This is a genomic window from Stenotrophomonas sp. STEN022 (assembly GCF_056760155.1).
In genome coordinates, this window is the sequence record NZ_JBRREG010000089.1 from 1 (window position 1) to 20,668 (window position 20,668).

Genomic DNA, 20,668 nt, shown 5'->3' on the forward strand with positions numbered 1-20,668 from the left:
GGCTCTACCGGTAATGAGCCAGCCGAGCATGGCTCGGCTCTACAGCGTGGATTCCCCAGCATTCTCAACTGGCTTGTGGGAGCGGCGTAAGCCGCGAAGCTGACGCTGCTGAAGAGCCACAAAAGCTCCCCCTCCCCAGCCCTCCCCTATGCCTTCGGCGCAGGGAGGGAGTGTAGAGCCGAGCCATGCTCGGCAGAGGCTCTACCGGTAACGCCCAGCCGCGCATGGCTCGGCTCTATAAAAATCGCCTCCCCGCAATGCCCGGGCTCAGCATGGCTACGCCTCGCAGCTCAAGGGCCTGCTGGACGATGGCTCCATCGCCCTCCGGCATCCATTTCCAGACAGGTACCCGATCCGCTCGACGGACAGGCATCCACCGCGTGGATCTGCTCCAACGGTACGTCCAGCCGCCATGCCAGACCATGCAAGCCAATCGCATAGAAGCGCTGCTCATCAGCCACATGCACCCACAACGGAGCCTTCAGCTGCTGCGCAGCCAACTGCTGCACCGATGCTTCCGCCCAGCGCGCGCGACCGATAAGACCCGGGTGATCCAGCCAGCGCGTTCCCGCCACCGACACCCAGCACGACACCGCCATCAGTACTGCCACCAGCACAGCGACGCGACGGCCCTGCAGCATTCGCGCCAGCACGATGGCCGGCAGGATCGCGGAGATCGCGGCGTAGTACTCGTAGCTGTTCCAGACCAACGGGAAGTAAGGCGCATAGGCGACAACGGCAAACGCCACCAGCAGCATCCATTGGCGACGATCCAAACGCCGCCAGCCACCCTTGGATGCAGCCAATAACCAGCTGACCAGAACGGGGAAAGCCGCCAGCAGCGCCCAGGCGGCGCCCTTCAGCAGCTCACCGGTGGCAATCATGCGCAGTGCCTCACGGGGCACGTTGAGCAACCACGCACCGAACGACGCAGCGTTCTTGATCAGGTTGCCGCCATAACCGTAGGCGTACTGCGGCGCAGGAGGCAGCGTGGCTTTCTGCCGCAGCAGCAGCCAGATTCCGCCAAGAACCACGCATGAGATCAGAACCAGCCACTCGCCACGGCGCAAGCGCGTGCCGGTGAACAGACTGCAGATCAGCATCAGCACCGGTATCAGGATCGCCGACTCCTTGCTGAGCAAGGCAACCGCCAGCAGACACGGCACCACCGCCAGCAACAGCAGGCGCTTGCCTGCGGTCGCAACGGAGGCTGCCAACCATGCAGCGAGCAACAGCGTGGTGAACAGCACCAATAGCGGGCTGTTGGCTGCGGCAACCCAATGCACCGTCAGCAGACTGACGGCCAGCACGCCGTACAGACCGGCACTCAAACCCGCCACCGCCCAACGCGCCGCCCAGCCGGCAAGACGTGCGATGGTCAGTCCCAGTACGCCAACGCCTAGTGCAGCCAGCAACTGCAGCACGAGCATCACAGTGTGCGCGACCAGCACGTTGCCGCCCATCACACTCTCAACCACACGCCACCACGCTGTCTGCGACAGCGGCCGCCAGAACATTTCCGGCTGCACTGGCCAGAAGGTCTCCGACCACGGCTGGCTGGCCAGATTGGCCAAACGCGCCGCATGCAGAAACACGTAGTCGTCACCCCAGAACGGGGTCCATAGTGCAGGCACCCAGATCACGGCCGCCAGCACCAGCAGCACCAACATCGTCAGCAGGTCCGAACGTACCGGCCGAGCTGCCATATCCGCATCCATACGTATTCCTCCTCAGTGCTGCCTACTAGCAGAGGCTCTTCAGAGGCGGCAGAGCGAATACCCCGCCGCAACCAAATCAGCCCAACAGGGTCTCCAACACCGCCATCCGCACGGCAACACCGTTGGCAACCTGGCGCAATACCCACGACTGCGGGCCGTCGGCCACTTCGTCGGTGACTTCCACGCCGCGGTTGATCGGACCCGGGTGCAGCACCGCTGCATCCTTGGCGGCGCGCTTCAGGCGCTCGCTGTTGAGGCCGTACTGCGCGTGGTACTGCTCCAGCGACGGCACCAGGCCTTCTTCCATGCGCTCGCGCTGCAGGCGCAGCATCATCAGCGCATCAACGCCTTCCAGCATCGCGTCGAAATCCTGGCCAACCACACAGCCATCAAGGATTCCATCTTCCGGCAGCAACGACTGCGGGCCGCATACGCGGATCTCGCCCACGCCCAGCGTGCGCATCGCCTGCAGATCGGTACGCGCAACGCGCGAGTGCTTCACGTCGCCGACGATCACTACTTTCAACCTGGAGAAATCGCTGCCCTTGGCCTGGCGCAGGGTCAACATGTCGAGCAGGCCCTGGGTCGGGTGCGCGCTGCGACCGTCGCCGGCATTGATCAGCGCGGTACCCTCACCTGCCCCCCCTGCCAGTTCGGCCACCGCACCATCGTCCGGGTGGCGCACGATGAAGCCGCGCACGCCCATCGCTTCCAGATTCTTCAGCGTGTCGCTGGCGGTCTCCCCCTTGCGCGCGGAAGAGGTGGAAGCATCGAAATTCAGTACGTCCGCACCCAGCCGCTGCGCCGCCAGCTGGAACGAGCTGCGGGTGCGGGTGGAGGGCTCGAAGAACAGCGTGCAGACGCCGGTACCGGCGAGCACCGCGCGCTTGTTGTTGATCCGGCCAACCGCGGCATCGCGGATCTGGCCAGCACGGTCGAGCAGCTGCAGCAGGGTTTCCCGCGGCAACCCATCCAGGGTCAGCAGGTGGCGCAGGCGTCCTTGGGCATCAAGTTGCGAAGCGGTCATGGCAGGGTCTTCGGCAGTCAGGAAATAGGGGTGGCTTCGTGCGGCGCCGACAACCAGCGCTCGATGATGACGGCGGCGGCAACGGCGTCGAGGTTGGCGGCATCGCGGCGGCGCTTGCGCCCTTCGGCGCGCTCCACGGCGAAGCGCTGCGCGGCCTCGACCGAGCTGGAACGCTCATCCACCAGCAATACCGGCACCTTGTAGCGCTGCTGCAGCTGCCTGGCAAAGGCGTGCGCGCGCTTGCGGTTGGGCTGGTCTTCGCCTTCCAGGGTGAGCGGATCGCCGACGATCATGCCTTGCGGCCGCCATTCCTTGTGCAGCTTGTCCAGCGCGTTCCAGTCCGGGCCATTGCCATGCACATCGACGACCGCGATCGCACGCGCGCCGACGCCCAGCGAGCTGCCAATGGCAACGCCAATTCGGCGCGAGCCGACATCGAAGCCCAGTACCGTGCTGCTGGTGGAAAGTGTGTTGGACTCAAGCACGGCCGCTGTATCCGGTGACCAGGAACAGATCAACGCCGATGCGCGCGCCGGCCAACTGCCAGCGCTCGTCCAGCGGTGTTTCGAACAGCACGGCAGCGTCGGCGGGCACGGTCAGCCAGCTGTTCTCCGCCAGTTCCTGCTCCAGCTGGCCTTCACTCCAGCCGGCACAGCCGAGCGTGACCAGGGCATTGCGCGGACCTTCGCCACGGGCCATGGCTTCGAGGATGTCACGGGACGTGGTCAGGTAGAGGCCATCGCCCACCTTCAGGCTGGAATCCCATTCGCGGGCGTCGTCATGGATGACGAAACCGCGTTCGGTGTGCACCGGCCCGCCATTGAGCACCGGCACGGCGCGCAGGTCGCCATCGTCGGTATCGATCGCCATCTGCGCGAACACATCGCCGAGGGTGAAATCGGAGGGCTGGTTGACCACGACGCCCATGGCGCCGTTTTCGTCGTGCTGGCAGATCAAGGCCACGCTACGCGCGAACTGGGGGTCGACCAGCGACGGCAAAGCCACCAGCAGGTGATTGGAAAGAGGGGGTGACAGCGCAGACATGTCTGCATTCTACCGGCTGCGGGTGCCTGACGCCTCGCAGGGGCGATAATCGGGACTTCCTTAACGCGGAGACGCCGATGACCTACTACTGTGACTTCGCCCCGGGCCACCCCGTGCACGGGCCGTACCACGAGAACGAGTATGGCTTCCCGCAGCGCGACGAACGCGAGCTCTTCGAGCGCCTGCTACTGGAAATCAACCAGGCCGGCCTGAGCTGGGAAACCATCCTGCGCAAGCGCGAAGGCTTCCGCAGCGCCTACAGCGGCTTCGACGTGGACGCGGTGGCGGCCTATGGCGAGGCGGATATCGCCCGCCTGCTGTCCGATGCCAGCATCATCCGCAACCGGCTCAAGGTGGCTGCGGCGATCCACAACGCGCAGGTGATCCAGGGCCTGCGCGCCTCCCATGGCGGCTTTGCCGAATGGCTGGATGCGCACCACCCGCTGCCCAAGGCGGACTGGGTAAAACTGTTCAAGAAGACCTTCCGGTTTACCGGTGGCGAGATTACCGGCGAATTTTTGATGAGCCTGGGCTATCTGCCCGGCGCGCACCGGGAGGATTGCCCGGTACATGCGCGCTTGCTGAGCCTGGGACCGGCCTGGCAGAAAAAATGAGCATCTGTTCGCAAGGAACTGTTGGAGCGGGAGTACGAGTGAAGCCGGAAAGAAGACGATGCTTCCTCGCAAACTCCCGCGTCGGTCAAACCCCAGTTGGAAGCGACCTCAGCGCAGGAACGCGCCGATCAGCGCCAGGATGAGAAACACTCCACCGATAGCAATGATCAACACATGCCAGACGGTCAAACGATCTTGCCTGCGCGTGTCCAGCCGTAGCGACTGCCGATAGCTGCGTATCAGCGAGTTCATCGGCAACAGCGGCAAGAAGGCCAGCACCCCCAAAACCCAGAAGCTCCCGCCGAACATCCGTGGAAAAATCATGGAGAGATTGGGAACGCCGTTGAGCAGGAAGTACACAAGCGCCAGAAGCACCGGCGGGAACGCCATCTGCCGGCGCCGTCCCGATGCGTACTGATTCAGCTGTGCGAAGCAGCTGAAGCACCAAAGCGGAGCGAACACCGCCCGCCAGAACGGCCAGATGCCTGCCCCCTCCTGATCCTCGATGGCGCGCCAGTTGCGATAGAACCAGTACGGCACATACAGGCCCAAAGTAGTCAGGCTCATCGCGATGAGCTTTCCGGTCGATGGGGCGAACAGATCCGGATGCACCCGCTCCTCCAGGGAAGGAAGCGGGGCAACCGACACTACCGGAGCGGCCGTCGGCATCGCCGGTGGGGCCTGATAAGGGTTCTGCACATCCATATGCGACTACTCCTTTTCGTTGATGCTGCCTGATATCTAGCGGTCAGCGAACCTCGGCAATCTCCACACCATCCAGACCCTGCGACAAGGTCTTGGCGTCACCGCCCTGCGACAGCTTGATGCGCAGGCGTACTTCGTTCTGCGAATCGGCGTAGCGCAAGGCGTCGTCGTAGCTGATCTCGCCGGCCTGGTACAGCTCGAACAGGCTCTGGTCGAAGGTCTTCATGCCCAGCTGCACGGAATCGCGCATCACTTCCTTGAGCTTGTGCACTTCGCCGTCGCGGATGTAGTCCTGCACCAGCGGCGTGCCCAGCAGGATTTCCATCGCCACGCGGCGGCTCTTGCCGTCCGGGGTCGGTACCAGCTGCTGCGCTACCACGCCCTTCAGGTTCAGCGACAGATCCATCAGCAACTGGTTGCGGCGGTCTTCCGGGAAGAAGTTGATGATGCGATCCATCGCCTGGTTGGCGTTGTTGGCGTGCAGCGTTGCCAGCACCAGGTGGCCGGTTTCTGCAAACGCCACCGCGTGATCCATGCCCTCGCGGGTACGGATTTCGCCGATCATGATTACGTCCGGCGCCTGCCGCAGCGTGTTCTTCAGCGCCGCTTCCCAGCTGTCGGTATCGATGCCGACTTCGCGCTGGGTCACGATGCAGCCTTCGTGCTTGTGCACGAATTCGATCGGGTCTTCGATGGTGATGATGTGCCCGGTCGAATTCTGGTTGCGGTAGCCGATCATCGCCGCCAGCGAGGTCGACTTGCCGGTACCGGTGGCACCAACGAACAGGATGATGCCGCGCTTGGTCATCGCCAGCGTCTTGATCACCGGCGGCAGGTTCAGCTCTTCCACGGTGGGAATGCGCGTTTCGATGCGACGCAGCACCATGCCTACCTGGTTGCGCTGGTAGAAGCAGCTCACACGGAAGCGGCCCACGCCGGAGACGCCGATGGCGAAGTTGCATTCGTGGGTTTTCTCAAACTCCTCACGCTGCGCCGGCGTCATCACGTTGAGCACCATGTCGCGGCTTTGCTGCGCCGTCAGCGGTGTCTGGGTGATCGGCGACAGCTTGCCGTTGACCTTCATCGACGGCGGCATGCCGGCGGTGATGAAAAGGTCGGACGCCTTCTGGTGCGCCATCAGCTTGAGGAACGAGGTGAAATCAATAGTGCTCATGTCTGGCTCCCGATGGAGAGCCGGGACAGGGCGTGGGATGACCCCATCGCGCCCCGTCGATTCCGGCTTTTGCGAATCCCGAATTCCGAATCTCTAATCCCGAAACCTGGAATTACTCGAACAGACGCTTGTCCTTGGCGTATTCCTTGGCCTGGTTGCGTGTGACCAGGCTGCGCTTGACCAGATCCTGCAGGTTCTGATCCAGCGTCTGCATGCCCACCTGCTGGCCGGTCTGGATGGACGAGTACATCTGCGCCACCTTGTCTTCGCGGATCAGGTTACGGATGGCCGGTGTCGCCACCATGATTTCGTGCGAGGCCACACGGCCGCCACCAACGCGCTTGAGCAGTGCCTGCGAAATCACCGCACGCAGCGACTCGGACAGCATCGAGCGCACCATCGGCTTTTCGCCGGCCGGGAACACGTCGATGATACGGTCGATGGTCTTGGCCGCCGAGCTGGTATGCAGGGTGCCAAACACCAGGTGACCGGTTTCTGCCGCGGTCAGTGCCAGGCGGATGGTCTCAAGGTCACGCAATTCGCCGACCAGGATGATGTCCGGGTCCTCACGCAAGGCCGAGCGCAGGGCCTCGTTGAAGCCGTGCGTGTCGCGGTGCACTTCGCGCTGGTTGATCAGGCACTTCTGCGAGGTATGCACGAATTCGATCGGATCCTCGACGGTGAGGATGTGACCGTATTCGTTCTTGTTGATGTGGTCGATCATCGCCGCCAGCGTGGTCGACTTGCCCGAACCGGTCGGGCCGGTGACCAGGATCAGCCCCTGCGGCTGCTCGATCAACTCGCGGAAGATCGGCGGGCAGGCCAGGTCTTCCAGCGTCAGCACTTCCGAGGGAATGGTACGGAACACCGCACCGGCACCACGGTTCTGGTTGAACGCATTGACACGGAAGCGCGCCAGCGAGGGAATCTCGAACGAGAAGTCGACCTCGAGGAACTCTTCGTAATCACGCCGCTGCTTGTCCGACATGATGTCGTACACCAGCGCGTGCACTTGTTTGTGGTCCAGGGCCGGGATGTTGATGCGACGGACGTCACCGTCCACACGGATCATCGGCGGCAGGCCGGCGGAAAGATGTAAGTCCGAGGCCTTGTTCTTGACCGAGAACGCCAAAAGTTCAGCGATGTCCATACGCGCTCTGTCCCCTGCGTTGCGAGTATATGTAAGGTGTTTCCCCTGGCAGGCAGTATAAGCCTTCCCACGTAAGAGGTAGATGCTTTGCAAACCGTGTCTTTGGCCACCCTCCGGCAGCAGATCGACGCTGCTTCCAGCCCCTCCCAACCGGTCCGCCTGCTGGCCGTCTCCAAGCTGCAGCCGGCCGCTGCGGTGGCCGCTCTGGCCGCCCAAGGACAGCGCGCCTTTGGTGAAAACTATGTGCAGGAGGCGGCCGCCAAGATCGCCGAGCTGGCCGAACTGGGCCTGGAGTGGCACCTGATCGGCCACCTGCAGTCGAACAAGGCCGAGCTGGCCGCCCAAGCGTTCGACTGGGTGCAGACCGTGGACCGGCCCAAACTGGTCAACGCCTTGGCCAAGGGCCGCCCGGCCGCTTTGCCCCCCCTCAACGTGCTGATCCAGGTCAACATCGACGACGAGGACAGCAAGCATGGTTGCACCCCGGAGCAGGTCGCTGCCCTGGCCGCGGCCGTCGCCAAGGAACCACGGCTCTGCCTGCGCGGTCTGATGGCGATCCCCGCGCCGTTCCCGGAAGCGGCCAAACGCCAGGCTGCGTTCGCACGGATGCAGGCCTTGTTTACCGACCTGGCCACGCAGTACCCGCAGGTCGATACACTTTCGATGGGCATGAGCAGTGACTTTGCCGAAGCCATCGCCGCCGGCTCGACCATGGTCCGGGTCGGCACCGCCTTGTTCGGCCAACGCCCCTCCCCTTGATCGCACCGAGATTGGATTGATGACCAGCAGCCCGAACACAGACCTTCCCGACACTGATGTCGCCTTCATCGGCGGCGGCAACATGGCGCGCAGCCTGATCGCTGGTTTGCTGCGGCGCGGCATGGCCGCCAGCCGCATCCATGTCGCCGAGCCGGTCGCCGCCCTGCGCGAGGCGCTGGCGCAGGACTTCGGCGTGCATACCTACAACGCCACCGAAGCCGCCGCCGCTCATGCCGGGCTGTGGTTGATGGCGGTCAAGCCACAGGTGATGCGGACTGTCTGCGAAGCCCTGAGCCCGATTGCCGCTAGCAAGCAACCGGTAGTCGCCTCGATCGCCGCCGGCATCACCGCCGCGCAGCTCGAACGCTGGCTGGGTGGCGATCAGGCCATCGTCCGCGCCATGCCCAACACCCCCGCCCTGCTCGGTGCCGGCGTCACCGGCCTGTTCGCCAACCCGCGCGTATCCACCGCCCAGCGCGCGCAGACCGAGCAGGTCCTTGCCAGCGCCGGCCGCACCGTCTGGATCGAGAACGAAGGACTGATGGACGCAGTAACCGCCGTCTCCGGCAGCGGCCCGGCCTATATCTTCCTGCTCGCCGAGGCGATGGAAGCCGCCGCACTGGAACAAGGCCTGCCGGCGGATGCAGCCCGCACACTGGTACTGGATACCGTCCTCGGTGCCGCGCGCATGCTGACCGAAGCCGGCGAAGCCCCTGCCGAACTACGCCGCCGCGTCACCTCGCCGGGTGGCACCACCCAGGCAGCTATTGAAACCTTCCAGGTAGGCGGCTTTGAAGCGCTGACGGCGAAGGCCATTGATGCTGCGGCCAAGCGAGGCAAGGAACTGTCTGCAGCCAACGATTGAATAGCTTCTTCAGCCAAGTACACGAGCCGCCCGCACTCGCGGAGATCTGCTTCGAATAGCCCCTCTCCCCTCGCCGGAGAGGGGTTGGGGAGAGGGGAACAAAGCGAAGCCTTGCAGCTTTTAAGCACCTAGAGCGCAGCCCCCAACAACCAACACCACAGCCCAAGGACACCAACACCATGCCCCGGTTCGCCCTAACGCTGTCCTCCACCCTGCTATTCACCCTTGCCGCCTGCTCCGCGGAGCCCTCCCCGCGAGCGGCCGTCATCCAGCAATCGCAACCCAGCCAAGCCGACCTCGGCAAGCTGCGCGTGCACTACAACCTGCTGCCTACGCTGGCCATGAACGACGCCGTCGCCCGCAGCTACCAGGTGCAGCGCGAAGCCGACCGCGCCCTGCTGGTCGTCGCCTTGCGACAACTGGAGCAGGGCGAAGAGCTGCCAGCCGAAGGCAAGGTACAAGCGATCGCCACCGACCTTTCCGGCAAACGCCAACAGATTGACTTGCGTGCGGTGCGTACCGGTTCCTATACCGATCTGATCGGTGTACTCGACGCGCATCCACGCGATCAACTGCGCGTGGACCTGCAGATAAGCGCAGATGCAGGCGCAGGAAACGTGCGCTTCGAGCGGAATTTCTGAATCCCGCTGAAACAATAGGCATCGTCTTGTTTGTTACTCCAGCACCGTATTCGCGGTTGCAAACGCGCTTGAAAAAGCGCGCATTTCCTTTCCCAATCAATTTGATATGGCAGCGCAGCAGCGATCACCTCGCAGCTTGCGAGGTCGTTGCGCGTTGCCCGCACACATCACAAAGTCAAATTGACATGGAATTAACACAAACCATACTGGCCGTCTTTCCAATTCCGCGCAGGCCTCAGAAACGGGGCTTGCGACGGGCAGAGTGACGTCCTTGCCAGTCCACAACTCCCCTACTCCGTTGCTGCAGCTGCAAGGCTGGGGCATGCGCCGTGGCCAACGCACCGTATTGGCATCCATCGACCTGAGCATCAGCGGCACCGGCATCGTGGTATTGATGGGCCCGGGCGGCACCGGCAAGTCTTCATTGCTGCAGGCGCTGTCCGGCCAGAGCAACGCACATGGCGAGCGCTGGGGCACGCTGCTGTTCCAGGGTGCGCCACTGGAAGCAGCAAGCCAGCCGCCGGTACTGGTGCAACAACACGCACGCGAACTCGGCTTCAACGTGCTGGAAAACCTCAGCGCCGCGCTGCGTCCGCAATCGGGCAACAAGCCACAGGCATTGCGCGAACAGATCGACGCGCGCCTGCAGGCCTTGGGCGCCACTGCCGTCGCTGCACATCTGCAGCAGCGGGTAATCGATCTACCGCGCGGACTCGCCCGGCAAGTCGCCATCCTGCGTGCCGCCTTCAGCGGCAGCCCGCTGCTGTTGATCGACGAGCCCACCAGCGAGCTGGAACCGGCCGACGCCGAAGCCGTGCTCACTCTGATAGAGCGCCTGTCCGCCACGCACTGCTGCCTGGTCAGCCTGCACCATCAAGGCCAGGCCCGACGTATCGCTTCGCGGGTGATCCTGCTGGCCGGCGGCCATGTGCAGGTTGATGCGCCGGTGGATGCCTTCTTTGCCAATAGCGGGCAGCACCCGGTGCTGGCGCAGTTCCTGCGCACCGGCAGCTGCCATGTGCCCGCGCCGGATGCGCGCGCCGAGGACCTCGCCGATGGAGTTGTCGCGCCGGCGCCCGTTGCGATAGCCGAAAAGGTATCAAGCCAGCCTGTCACGCCTGCGCCCGAAGCTTCCATTGCGCGTCCAGCGCCGATGCCGACACCAGCACCGGTCCGCCTGTCCGCCACGCCATCACGGCGCGGCCCCAACGGCTTCCATTGGCTGGTGCCGGGCAAGCTCGCCGGCTGCCCGATGCCGGGCGTTGTGTTTGCCATCGATCACGATCTGGCGCTGTTGCGTGGCATGGGCGTGACCGTGCTGGTCAACCTCACCGAACGCGAGATGTCCGCCGAACGCCTGGCAGCGTACGGACTGCGCAGCTACCACCTCGGCATCGCCGACCGCGGCGCACCGCCGCTGCTATGGGCCAAGTTGCTGCTGGCCAAGATCGAGGTGATGCTGCGCGAGGGCGAAGTGATCGCCGTGCACTGCCTGGGCGGCCTTGGCCGCACCGGCATGGTGCTGGCAGGCTGGTTGATCCGCGAAGGGCTCACCGCCGATGAGGCGCTGCGTCGCCTGCGTACCTTGGACCCGGGTTTCGTGCAGTCGCAGGAGCAGGAAGACCTGCTGCATGCGCTGGAAGAGAACCTGCTGATCCGCGCCTGCGATTGATCAAACCTTGAGTGATGCCGGGTCGCACTGCGGCCTTCGGGCATCGCTTTTCCTTTTCTCCCCCTTCCGCAAGGATTCCCCCATGTCGCTCGACACCACCCTGCAGCAATCCGTTGCCTCCATCCCCGAATGCGTAGCCGCCGGTTACGTCGACATCAGCTCCGGCATGCTGCTGTCAGTCCGCACCGTCGATTCGCACCCGCGCGAAGTGCTGGATCTGGTCGCCGCCGCTACCGCCGACCTGTACCAGGGCCCGAACATCCGCAGCATCGAGCAGATGTTCCGCCGCGCACGCGGGCTGGAAGACCAGGAAGGCGCGCATTACTTCCAGGAAATCATCGTCAACAGCAGAACCTGATCCACATCTTCATGCGCGGCAAGCGCTACCCGGACTACGTGATGGTGTTCGTCTGCCGCCGCACCGCCAACCTCGGCATGGTTTTGACCCGCTCGCGTCTGGCAATGCCGCTGATCGAAGCGAAAATCTGATCCATCCGGGCCACGCACTGTGGCCCGGGCAGCAGACACTGCTGGTGTGTCGTCCGATACCCGGCAGCTTGCCGATACAGTCTCACAACGTTAGCCCACGCGTTGCGGGCCTTCGCCACGCTGCCCCAGCACGTCTTGCGGATTCAGCAGGCCGCAGCGCTTCAGCGACAGACAGCCGCAGCCGATGCAATCGCTGAGCTGGTCACGCATGAACTGTAGCGTCGCGATGCGCTCGTCCAGTTCCTTGCGCCAGCGCGCCGACATCTTCGCCCAGTCAGCCTTTGTGGGCGCGCGCCCTTCCGGCAGTTCGGCCAGGCGCTCGGCAACCGCCTGCAGCGGCATGCCCACCCGCTGCGCGGCCTGGATCAGTGCCAGCCGCCGCAGCACATCACTCTGGAATCTTCGCTGGTTACCGGCCGTGCGCTGGCTGTGGATAAGTCCCTTGCGCTCATAGAAGTGCAAGGCCGACACCGCAACACCGCTGCGCCGGGCCACTTCACCTACACTCAGTTCCCGCGTGGACATCACTTGACCTCAACCATGGTTGAGGTGTGATGCTGCACGCCCCCCAGCCGCAACTCAAGCAGCAGCGTCGCATCATGAGTTCCCAAAGCATCGCCTCGGCTCCGCCGGCAAGTACCTCCATCCTCGCCCCGCAATACCGTGCCACCACCTTCGGCATGGTCGCGCTGATCTCGCTGATCGCCTTCGAAGCGCTGGCCGTGGCGGCCGCCATGCCCAGCGTGGCGCAGGCCTTGGACGGGCTGCGCCTGTATGCATTGGCCTTCGGTGGTGCGCTGGCCACCAGCGTGATCGGCATGACCCTGGCCGGCCGCATGTGTGACCAGCAAGGTCCGGCGCGGCCGTTGTGGCTGGGCCTGTGCAGCTTCCTGATTGGGCTGTTGCTGGCCGGTTTGGCGCCGCGCATGGATGTACTGATCGTCGGCCGCCTGCTGCAGGGTGTCGGCATCGGCGCGATCTCCGTGTCGCTGTATGTACTGGTGGCACGCACCTATCCGGAAGCGCTGCGGCCGAAAGTGTTCGCAGCCTTCTCCGCCGGCTGGGTGGTGCCCTCGTTGATCGGCCCCGGCCTGAGCGGCCTGATCGTGCAGCACCTGAGCTGGCGCTGGGTCTTCCTCATCGTGCCGGTGCTGGCCTTGCCGGCGGCTTGGCTGTTGTTGCCAGCACTTCGCAGCACCCACACCAGCATCCGCCGTGATGTCGAGCAGCGGCCGGTGGTGCGCTGGGCGATAGGCACGGCGCTGGCCGCGCTGTTGCTATACGTCGGCGGACAGCTGCAAGGCATGCAGGCGCTGGCGGTAATGACGGCAGCAGTGATCGCACTGATCTTCTGCGCGCGCCACCTGCTGCCCAGCGGCAGCTTGTTGCTGCGCCGTGGCCTGCCCAGCGTGATTGCCTTGCGTGGCATTGCCGCCTCGGCCTTCTTTGGCGCCGAAGCCTTCCTGCCACTGCTGTTGCAGCGCGAACGCGACCTGTCGCCGCTGTGGGCCGGTGCCGCGCTCAGCCTGGGTGCGCTGGGCTGGTTCTCCGGCTCGTGGATGCAAGGCCACCAGCACTTCGGCTGGCGCCGCACGCACATGCTGCAGGCCGGCACCTGGCTGATGCTGGCCGGCCTGCTGATCACCGTGCTTACCCTGTATCCAGGCGTGCCCTTGATGCTGGCGCTTGCCGGCTGGTCGCTCACTGGCTTGGGCATGGGCCTGATCTACCCCAGCCTGTCGGTGCTGACCCTGTCGCTGTCGGCGCCGCACGAGCAAGGCGCGAACAGCTCGGCCCTGCAGCTGAGCGAAGGCATCGCGGTCGCCTCGACGCTGGCAATCTCTGGCTCGCTGTTTGCCGCAACCGTTGGCGGCAATGAAACCACCGGCTATCTGCTGTGCTTCGTGGTGACCCTGCTGTTGGCGGCGATGGCGACCATGGTGGGTCGCCGCATCGGCTGAGTAGCGGAGGCTGAGCGACATCGGCTGAGCCGCCTCGGCCGCTCGGTGCAGGCCGGGCAGCATTGGACAAGGCAAGCGGGAACACGCACGGGCTGCATCCTGCAGCCCGGCAATGCTTCAGTGCGCGGCGTCCACGCCTTCCACTTCCAGCAGGTCCTTGCGCAGGATGCGGCGCACTTCCAGCACCGCTTCCGGTGTTTCCTGCACGCTGTGGCCGGACACGATCACCTTCTCCGACAGCGCGCCATCCAGATGCGCGCTCCAGTACGGCACCAGCCCATCGTCGGACTGCGGGGTCGGCACCTCGGCTTTGCGCTTGGCGATGATGGAGTGGTACTTCAGACCCGGCTGGATCGGCAACGCCGAGGACGCCTCGATGAAGGGATCGCTGGCCTTCAGGTTCTCGATGCTGTTGGTGATCACCGGTTCCTTGGGCTTCTTGCCATCGGCTTCGCCCGGGTCCTGCAGCGCCATAAAGGCGTCACCAAAGGCACCAAGAATCGTCAGCGGCAAGCGCACCAGCCTTCCGATCAAACGGCCAAGGCGGTTGCCCGCTGCATCCGTACCCTTGTGCGGTGAGGCCAGGAAGATAGCGCGCTCCACGTTCGGCTGCGGGGTGAAGTGCAGCACCGGCCCGAGCTTGGCTTCCACCCGCGCCAAGCGCTCGCCCTGCAGGTTGTAGCGCTGGCGGGTGTTGTCCCACAGCACCTCACCCGAGTCACTAAGCATCAGTCGTGCAATCACGCCACCCATGCTGTGGCCGATGAACACCATGTCATGCGATGCCGGCGCGGTGCCCTTCGGATCGAAGTGATGCAGCGTGCTGTTGAAGGCCTTGCTGATGGTGTAACGGTTCAAGGCGATCGGCGCATTGGTCGGGTAATACACCGACCACACCTGGTAATGCTCGCGCATTTCCTCGTCGCCCATGATCTCGTTGGCCAGATTCACCCACGCTTCCGGACTGCTGGCCAGACCGTGCAACATGAAGATGATGCGTTTGTTCGGATCGTAGGGCTGCATCAGGTAGATATGCGGTTCGCGGATGCCAACACCACGGCCAAACAAGGTGCGCAGTGACTCGGTGGCAAATCCAGACTGGGCAAGCCACAGGCCATAGGCAGCGGTGAAGTTGGCGGCCAGCGGTACTTCCTGGCCGCGCATCTGGATGCTGGTGAGATCTGGCGAATAGGCCTGCAGCTGTACGTGACGGCTGGCCAGCACTTCCTCCAGGGTGTTGCCACTGAAGTTCAGCACCGCGGTGGCGTTGATCGCCGGCATCTCGCTGTAGACCGGCAGCTGCTGCTTGCTCTCCTCTGCTTCCAGCGCCTGTGCCAGTACCGGCGCTTCCATCATCGCTACCAGCTCGGCACCAAAGCCGTCGCGGCGATACGAGCTTCGCAGGCCGGCAAAGCTCACCGAGGACGCAGCGACCAGTTGTTTGGGTACACCTTCCAGCTTGAGCCCGTCGAACTGCGTGCTGATGGTCCAGTCATCCACCTGCACTGGCAGATTGATGTCCTCACCTTCCAATGCGCGCGCGCGGGTGCGCTGGAACACCACCGAGGCGGCCTGCTCGGTGGCGTAGTTGTAGTAATCCCGCACCTGGGTAAGCCGGTCTTCCAGGGCGCGTTGCGCCGGGCTGCGACCGCTGAAGAACAGGTACAGATAGGAGTAGCGCGCGGTTTCCAGCCAGGCATTCAAGGCGGCCGGCGGCAACTCGATGGGCTCATTGCCCTTGGCCTTGGGGGTGAGCGCCAAGGCCTCCTGCATCCACAGCTCGGCCAACGTCGACAGGCGCTGCTCGGACTGCAGGCCGTCATTGGTGATGACCGTCTGCCGGCAGGTGGGCAGGTCCTTGCTGCAATCACTTTCAGTCAAGCCGATGACCGACAGCGACTCCTGCGACAAGGCACTGAGCTTGCCGGTGCTGAGGATGTCGCCACGCTTGAGCATCACGTAATCGGTGTTGCTCACCGCTTTCATCTTCACCATGGCGCAGCCGCTGGACAGCAGCAGCGCCAGTACCGCGACCACCGGCAACAGCCGGCGTATCCATGTCTGCGGGTTGTGGGTCATGGGTTGGTTCCTGGTGCGGGAATGCCGGGTACGCCTGCGCGTATCCGGGAAGAGAAGTCAGCCACATCGCCCGCTTCGCGTGCACGCAGCGTTATACGCCCCGATTGTTGCAGAGTCGCCAGCGGCACGCCCGGGGTCAGCCCACCGACATCGGCGGCGTACTCGGCCAGATAACCGGAGGCCAGCAGGCGGTAATCCAACGGAAGATTGGGCTGGATGCGGCGCATCAGCTCGAACACCACCGTGGTGCAGTTGCTGGTCAGCGTGTTGTAGAAGCGCGGCGCCTGTTCCAGCTGCTGCGCGCGGTCCACGTAGAAGCGCAGCAGATCGCGCATCTTGTCCGGGCTCAGCCCATGCAGGCGGTACAGGTAGACATCCTCGCCGCGCACGTTGCTGCGCGTCAGCACGATGTCGCGCTCATCCGAGGCCACCAGCACAGCCTCGAACTTGCGGAAGAAACCACCCAGCGCCGAGAACGACTCGCCCTGCTCCTTGCGGATCTCCAGCGAGAACACCAGCTGGCGGCCATCGGAAAAACCGAAGGACACCAGCGTGTGCGCAATCGCCGGGCCCATCCAATAGGACAGGATCATGTCCACCGACTGCACCTGCGACAGATCGTACTCGCGCGCTTCCCAGCGCACGTCATAGTCGGTTTCGGTACGCCAATGGAAGTTGCGCACGTTGTCGATGATCAGGCGGTCACCCTCGATGCGCGCATGCAGCGGCTGCGCCACGTCATCGGCCCAGGCCCGGTCCTGCTGCGGGTCGATCGTCGCCCACCAGATCAGCATCACCGCGAACAAGGCACCGAACACCGCCAGCGAATGCCAGCGCCGCACCGGCCCGAAGCCCGCGCGGACCGCCCAGATGCTGGGCACGCACCACACCAGGATCGCCACGACCTTGGCCACCACGTTGCCGGGGAACTGGTACCACAACGCAAACCCGCCCCAGATCCCGATGCACAGACACAGGAACGCCAACAGGACCCGACCGACGCCACGCACAACACTGCCCAGACGCCGCTTCCCTACATTTGCCACTTCACTCTCCTGAAAGACCCAACGGCCCCGGAAGCGCATCGCGCCAAGCCGGCAACCACTGCCAAATGAATGGGTCGCCTGCGACCCGCGGCAAAGATAGCCTGCCCAGCGCCGAAAAAGAGGTGAAAAAAAAGAACCGGCACATGGCCGGTTCCTCAATTCCATCACAGCCGAGCGGGCTGAGCTCGGCCAACTCCCCTTCAGGGGCGTCCGCGCCAAAACGGCAATCCCGCCTAGCACCTTGTTTTTCAACAAATAAATCGGAACCAGCAGCGCCATACTCGGCAAGACTCAATCGTCGTCGCCACGACCCACCACGCGTTGCAACTCATCAAAACCGCCCGGCGCCAGATCCTTCAACAACGTAGTGAAGTCGCACCCTACCAACCGCTGCGCTCTGCGCAATAACAACGGTACCGGGCTGGAAGGCTCTTGCCGCGCATAGAAATCGCAGATTTCATCGATCCGGCGCCGTACGTCTTCCGGTCCGGAAATCTGCCCCGACGGTGCCACAGCAGCACCACCGCCAATACCCACAGCTGCGCTCGGCTGACCGTCTTCAAGGGAGGCCACGCCCCCGCTACGGGCCTGCCACTGCGGCTGTACGAATCTGTCCAGCTCCAGCAGGTCACCCAACAGTAGTTTCATATCCGGCGCGGCGAGGCCCAACCGGTCACTGAGCAGCGCATCAATCGCACGTGCATCCTCCAACGCACGCTGCACCACCTGAGCGGTCGCTGCCAGATCATCTTCCTGGCAATCGCGGCAACAAGCCTCGATCTCCACCCTCGACGCGGCAGGACCATCATCACCCTCGGCGAGCTTGATGCTCCCGTCTGCCACTCGCAGGTCACGCAAGCTGAAGCGGCCCAGCCTGGCCGACCACACAAAGTGCGCTGTGCGCAACAACCCCAGTGCCCCCTGTGGATCTGCCAGCCCAAGCAAGGCATTCACCCGCGCGGTTGGATCGTCATCGTCCTCTGCATCCAGTTGCGGGTGGACCCAAGCCCACTGCTGCTCCAACAGGCCACGCAGCAGCGCGATGCCGTCACCCCAACCCGCCAAACCGTGCATGCTGGTCCACGCGCTGGTCAGGTGCATCGCCACCCGCAGGTCACGCGTACGCTGTGCCAGTACCAGTGCCTGATCGCAGACCCGCTCCCAATCAGGCGCTTCAGCAGCAATAACACTGTCGCCTACGGCGCGTTCCGTACGGGTTGTGGCAGCGCGCTCCAAGGCCATGAAGGCGGCGTCGTATTCCAGGTCCGGCCCACAAGGCGACTCCTCGGACAGACTGGCCCACAAATTTTCCAATTCGCCCTGCATGCTCATCGACGACCTCTCTTGTCACGTTTCATGGGTTTGCTCACTGTGCACATTCCGCGTCAGGATCATCGTGATCACACACGGCAAGCTGGTCGGACGGCAGGCGGATACCTGGTTTGACGATGCCGAAGGCGCGGTATTCCGCATTCAATGACCCGATGTCCACATATGGCATCCGGCGCATGCTGCCGCTCTGGGCACGCGAACCAAGCACCACGATCGGGATGTTCACCGAGCCGGTTATCGTCAACGGAGTGCCATTCAAATCTTCCGCGTAGAAGTACGCAGGTGACTTTCCGACAAAATCCACGTACGTGGTCGGGTGCGAGGTGACCAGGTAGATCGGATCAAGCGAGGTACCAATACCGCCACTGGACCACCAATGCGCCTCTCCAGCACGCACAGCTGCCTTACCAACCTGCAGCAGGTCGCCGCCTTCTACCTTGAGGAAGAACGCAGCATCGCCAACATCAACGCTGCGCTGGCTAGCATTGACCGAGCCAAGCGCCAACGTGCCCGCATTGGTCATGCTGAAACCTCCGTTGGCGACGAAATCACCTAGCAAGCCGACACGGTTCGCCGAAAACTCGGCCGCCGTTCCGAGCTTTGTTGCACCACCAGACCTACCACTCAAGGTTTTGGCGACGATGCTCCCGGTACCGCTCTGCACGATATTGCCGGCCGTCTGCAGTCGAACCGCATCCGCGTTGAGTTGGCCTGACAGCTGCAGATCACCACTTCCAACATGCAACAACAGATCCTTGTTTGCCGTGACGTTGCCATCGACAAGCAGACTGGTGGCATTGCTCAGATCAAAACTGCCCGCCTTGAAATCACCCAGTGAGGATAGTCGGTTCTCCCCTCGCAGCTTTACATCGCCAAGTGCGGAACCGGTCAACGCCGCTGCCTTCAAGAAACCGCTGCTCTGGGTGATTCCGGCCGCGCTGTTCAGAGTCAGCGTTCCGACCGAGCTGACGTTTGCGGAAAGCGATAAGCCATCGCGGCCGCCAAGGAACATATCGCCACCGGCCAGCGCTTGACTGATGGACAAGCCACCGCCTTGGGACAGCAACGTCAGCGTTGCAGAGCCCACGTCAATGGCCGCTGCAGGCAGGGTTAAAGTACCTCCCGCCACTGCTGTTACTGCCCCGCCACCATTGCGGTTGTCGAGCGCAGTCAACTCCATGTCATTGGCATCTGCCAACACGATGCCATCGCCGAGCGCACTCAACCCGCCCCTGAAGTCGTTGGCGGCATTGCCCAACGCTATTGCATCAACTGCCATCAGGTCGGTGGAACCGCCAACCCTCACTGCTGCTGTCTGCGTGATTCCGGCGCCACTTTTCACCTGCATATCTCCACCGATGGAGGCAGCCCCTAGATTCACGCCGAGCCCATCGAGATGAGCGTTGCCGAGGATACTCGCGGCGCCCAAGGACAAAATCCCCGTCGCACCCGCGACCAATGATGCTGCATCAACCCGTGCGAGCTGCAAGCTGCCAGCAGCTGCGATCAGCACCTGCTGCCCCTGCACAGCCAGCGGCCCTCCAAACACGTTGTCGGTGTTGTCCAGAACGATGCGTGTACCACTGCGTAGATCACCGCTACCCGCAATGAACAGCGCCCCGGTCTGGGCAATAGAACCGGCTGATGCCGCCATGTTTCCATGAACGCGAAGCGCGTCCACAGTCAACACATCGGCGGCGCGCAGTACCGCAGCACCAACGACCGTACTGTTGCTGACGGACAGATCATCACCGGCAGTAGCGTCCAGGCTGCCCAGTGTGGCATCGGCTACGAGGATGCTGCCGGCACTGGTCAAGGTAGCTGCACCATCCACCGCCATGCTGCCGGTCTGGGTGATCGATGCACCGCTGGCAGTCACGTTGCCGCCGACATCCACGTTGTTGACCGTCAGCGTGCCGCTGCCTGCATCAAGTGCGGCATCGCCAGCAATCACCAGCGATCCGCTCTGGGCGATACCGTTGCCCCCGGCGCTGAGACTGCCGGCCGCCAGATCGTTGACCGCCAGCACACCAGTACCAGCATCAAGCTCTGCGCGATTGCTTACCGTCGCTCCCGCCACGCCCAGGCCATTGCCTGCACTTGCTGCGAGGCTGCCGGCGGTCACGGCTGCCAGTGTCATCGCCCCAGTGCTGCCCAGTGTTGCCGCACCGGTCACCGCCAGCGTGCCGGTCTGGGTGACCGAAGCGCCGTTGGCGCTCAGGTCTGCACCGACGTTGAGCGTGTCCATGGTCAGTGCGTCGGCGGCGCGCAGTACCGCAGTACCAACGACCGTACTGTTGCTGACGGACAGATCATCACCGGCAGTAGCGTCCAGGCTGCCCAGTGTGGCATCGGCTACGAGGATGCTGCCGGCACTGGTCAAGGTAGCTGC

At 63.7% G+C, this 20,668-nt stretch carries 20 protein-coding genes; 7 read left to right on the forward strand and 13 right to left on the reverse strand.

Going from position 1 to position 20,668, the window contains the following annotated elements:
- Positions 1 to 290: 290 nt before the first annotated feature.
- From ACVOMF_RS16575 to ACVOMF_RS16590, 4 genes are all read right to left on the reverse strand, one after another.
- Positions 291 to 1,718, reverse strand: a complete 1,428-nt coding sequence (locus ACVOMF_RS16575) for a hypothetical protein (RefSeq protein ID WP_481510250.1) — start codon at positions 1,716 to 1,718, stop codon at positions 291 to 293.
- Between the two features lie 76 nt (positions 1,719 to 1,794).
- Positions 1,795 to 2,745 carry an aspartate carbamoyltransferase catalytic subunit gene (locus ACVOMF_RS16580; protein ID WP_481510251.1) on the reverse strand — a complete coding sequence of 317 codons (951 nt, stop codon included), beginning with the start codon at positions 2,743 to 2,745 and terminating at the stop codon, positions 1,795 to 1,797.
- A 17-nt stretch (positions 2,746 to 2,762) separates the two neighbouring features.
- A complete protein-coding gene (gene ruvX / locus ACVOMF_RS16585) occupies positions 2,763 to 3,230 on the reverse strand; it encodes a Holliday junction resolvase RuvX (RefSeq protein ID WP_296251643.1) in 468 nt (155 codons plus the stop codon).
- Complete coding sequence (locus ACVOMF_RS16590; RefSeq protein WP_296251645.1) at positions 3,223 to 3,789, reverse strand: YqgE/AlgH family protein; 567 nt, start codon at positions 3,787 to 3,789, stop codon at positions 3,223 to 3,225. Before ACVOMF_RS16590 ends, ruvX begins: the two co-directional genes overlap by 8 nt.
- A 77-nt stretch (positions 3,790 to 3,866) precedes the next feature.
- On the opposite strand from ACVOMF_RS16590, the gene ACVOMF_RS16595 reads away from it, so the two are divergent.
- Positions 3,867 to 4,403 (forward strand): DNA-3-methyladenine glycosylase I, encoded by a 537-nt coding sequence (locus tag ACVOMF_RS16595; RefSeq protein WP_481510252.1) that lies wholly within the window; start codon positions 3,867 to 3,869, stop codon positions 4,401 to 4,403.
- 108 nt (positions 4,404 to 4,511) lie between these two features.
- Here the strand turns inward: ACVOMF_RS16595 and ACVOMF_RS16600 are convergent, their stop codons facing one another.
- The 3 genes from ACVOMF_RS16600 to ACVOMF_RS16610 all read right to left on the reverse strand — a co-directional run bounded on the left by ACVOMF_RS16600 (position 4,512) and on the right by ACVOMF_RS16610 (position 7,432).
- Complete coding sequence (locus tag ACVOMF_RS16600; protein ID WP_481510253.1) at positions 4,512 to 5,108, reverse strand: hypothetical protein; 597 nt, start codon at positions 5,106 to 5,108, stop codon at positions 4,512 to 4,514.
- A 43-nt stretch (positions 5,109 to 5,151) separates the two neighbouring features.
- Positions 5,152 to 6,282 (reverse strand): PilT/PilU family type 4a pilus ATPase, encoded by a 1,131-nt coding sequence (locus tag ACVOMF_RS16605; RefSeq protein WP_282268502.1) that lies wholly within the window; start codon positions 6,280 to 6,282, stop codon positions 5,152 to 5,154.
- Between the two features lie 112 nt (positions 6,283 to 6,394).
- Positions 6,395 to 7,432 (reverse strand): type IV pilus twitching motility protein PilT, encoded by a 1,038-nt coding sequence (locus ACVOMF_RS16610; RefSeq protein WP_296251652.1) that lies wholly within the window; start codon positions 7,430 to 7,432, stop codon positions 6,395 to 6,397.
- A gap of 96 nt (positions 7,433 to 7,528) precedes the next feature.
- On the opposite strand from ACVOMF_RS16610, the gene ACVOMF_RS16615 reads away from it, so the two are divergent.
- The 5 genes from ACVOMF_RS16615 (at position 7,529) to ACVOMF_RS16635 (ending at position 11,727) form a co-directional block, all read left to right on the forward strand.
- On the forward strand, positions 7,529 to 8,191 hold the full coding sequence (locus ACVOMF_RS16615) for a YggS family pyridoxal phosphate-dependent enzyme (RefSeq protein WP_481510263.1): 663 nt from the start codon (positions 7,529 to 7,531) through the stop codon (positions 8,189 to 8,191).
- A gap of 19 nt (positions 8,192 to 8,210) precedes the next feature.
- Entirely contained in the window at positions 8,211 to 9,056 is an 846-nt protein-coding gene (proC, locus tag ACVOMF_RS16620) for a pyrroline-5-carboxylate reductase (RefSeq protein WP_481510254.1), read from the forward strand.
- Positions 9,057 to 9,235: 179 nt separating this feature from the next.
- Entirely contained in the window at positions 9,236 to 9,697 is a 462-nt protein-coding gene (locus tag ACVOMF_RS16625; RefSeq protein ID WP_481510255.1) for a DUF4426 domain-containing protein, read from the forward strand.
- A 322-nt stretch (positions 9,698 to 10,019) separates the two neighbouring features.
- Positions 10,020 to 11,369: a phosphatase domain-containing putative toxin gene (locus ACVOMF_RS16630; RefSeq protein WP_481510256.1), complete on the forward strand. Its 1,350-nt coding sequence runs from the start codon at positions 10,020 to 10,022 to the stop codon at positions 11,367 to 11,369.
- Between the two features lie 82 nt (positions 11,370 to 11,451).
- The gene (locus ACVOMF_RS16635; RefSeq protein ID WP_481510257.1) at positions 11,452 to 11,727 is read left to right on the forward strand and encodes a hypothetical protein; all 276 of its coding nucleotides are present in this window, start codon (positions 11,452 to 11,454) and stop codon (positions 11,725 to 11,727) included.
- Positions 11,728 to 11,948: 221 nt separating this feature from the next.
- On the opposite strand, the gene soxR is transcribed toward ACVOMF_RS16635, so the two are convergent.
- Entirely contained in the window at positions 11,949 to 12,383 is a 435-nt protein-coding gene (soxR, locus tag ACVOMF_RS16640) for a redox-sensitive transcriptional activator SoxR (protein WP_282268518.1), read from the reverse strand.
- A gap of 74 nt (positions 12,384 to 12,457) precedes the next feature.
- Between soxR and ACVOMF_RS16645 the strand changes: the two genes are divergently transcribed.
- Positions 12,458 to 13,819 carry an MFS transporter gene (locus tag ACVOMF_RS16645; RefSeq protein WP_481510258.1) on the forward strand — a complete coding sequence of 454 codons (1,362 nt, stop codon included), beginning with the start codon at positions 12,458 to 12,460 and terminating at the stop codon, positions 13,817 to 13,819.
- Positions 13,820 to 13,936: 117 nt separating this feature from the next.
- On the opposite strand, the gene ACVOMF_RS16650 is transcribed toward ACVOMF_RS16645, so the two are convergent.
- The 5 genes from ACVOMF_RS16650 to ACVOMF_RS16670 form a co-directional block, all read right to left on the reverse strand.
- Positions 13,937 to 15,898, reverse strand: a complete 1,962-nt coding sequence (locus ACVOMF_RS16650; protein ID WP_481510259.1) for an esterase/lipase family protein — start codon at positions 15,896 to 15,898, stop codon at positions 13,937 to 13,939.
- Positions 15,895 to 16,908 carry an Lnb N-terminal periplasmic domain-containing protein gene (locus ACVOMF_RS16655; protein ID WP_481510264.1) on the reverse strand — a complete coding sequence of 338 codons (1,014 nt, stop codon included), beginning with the start codon at positions 16,906 to 16,908 and terminating at the stop codon, positions 15,895 to 15,897. The genes ACVOMF_RS16650 and ACVOMF_RS16655 overlap by 4 nt, the downstream gene beginning before the upstream one ends.
- A 37-nt stretch (positions 16,909 to 16,945) precedes the next feature.
- Positions 16,946 to 17,239 (reverse strand): hypothetical protein, encoded by a 294-nt coding sequence (locus ACVOMF_RS16660; protein ID WP_481510260.1) that lies wholly within the window; start codon positions 17,237 to 17,239, stop codon positions 16,946 to 16,948.
- Positions 17,236 to 18,276 (reverse strand): type VI secretion system protein TssA, encoded by a 1,041-nt coding sequence (gene tssA, locus ACVOMF_RS16665; RefSeq protein ID WP_481510261.1) that lies wholly within the window; start codon positions 18,274 to 18,276, stop codon positions 17,236 to 17,238. The genes ACVOMF_RS16660 and tssA overlap by 4 nt, the downstream gene beginning before the upstream one ends.
- Before the next feature lie 34 nt (positions 18,277 to 18,310).
- The coding region (locus ACVOMF_RS16670; protein ID WP_481510262.1) for a beta strand repeat-containing protein at positions 18,311 to 20,668 on the reverse strand (2,358 nt) is incomplete at its 5' end.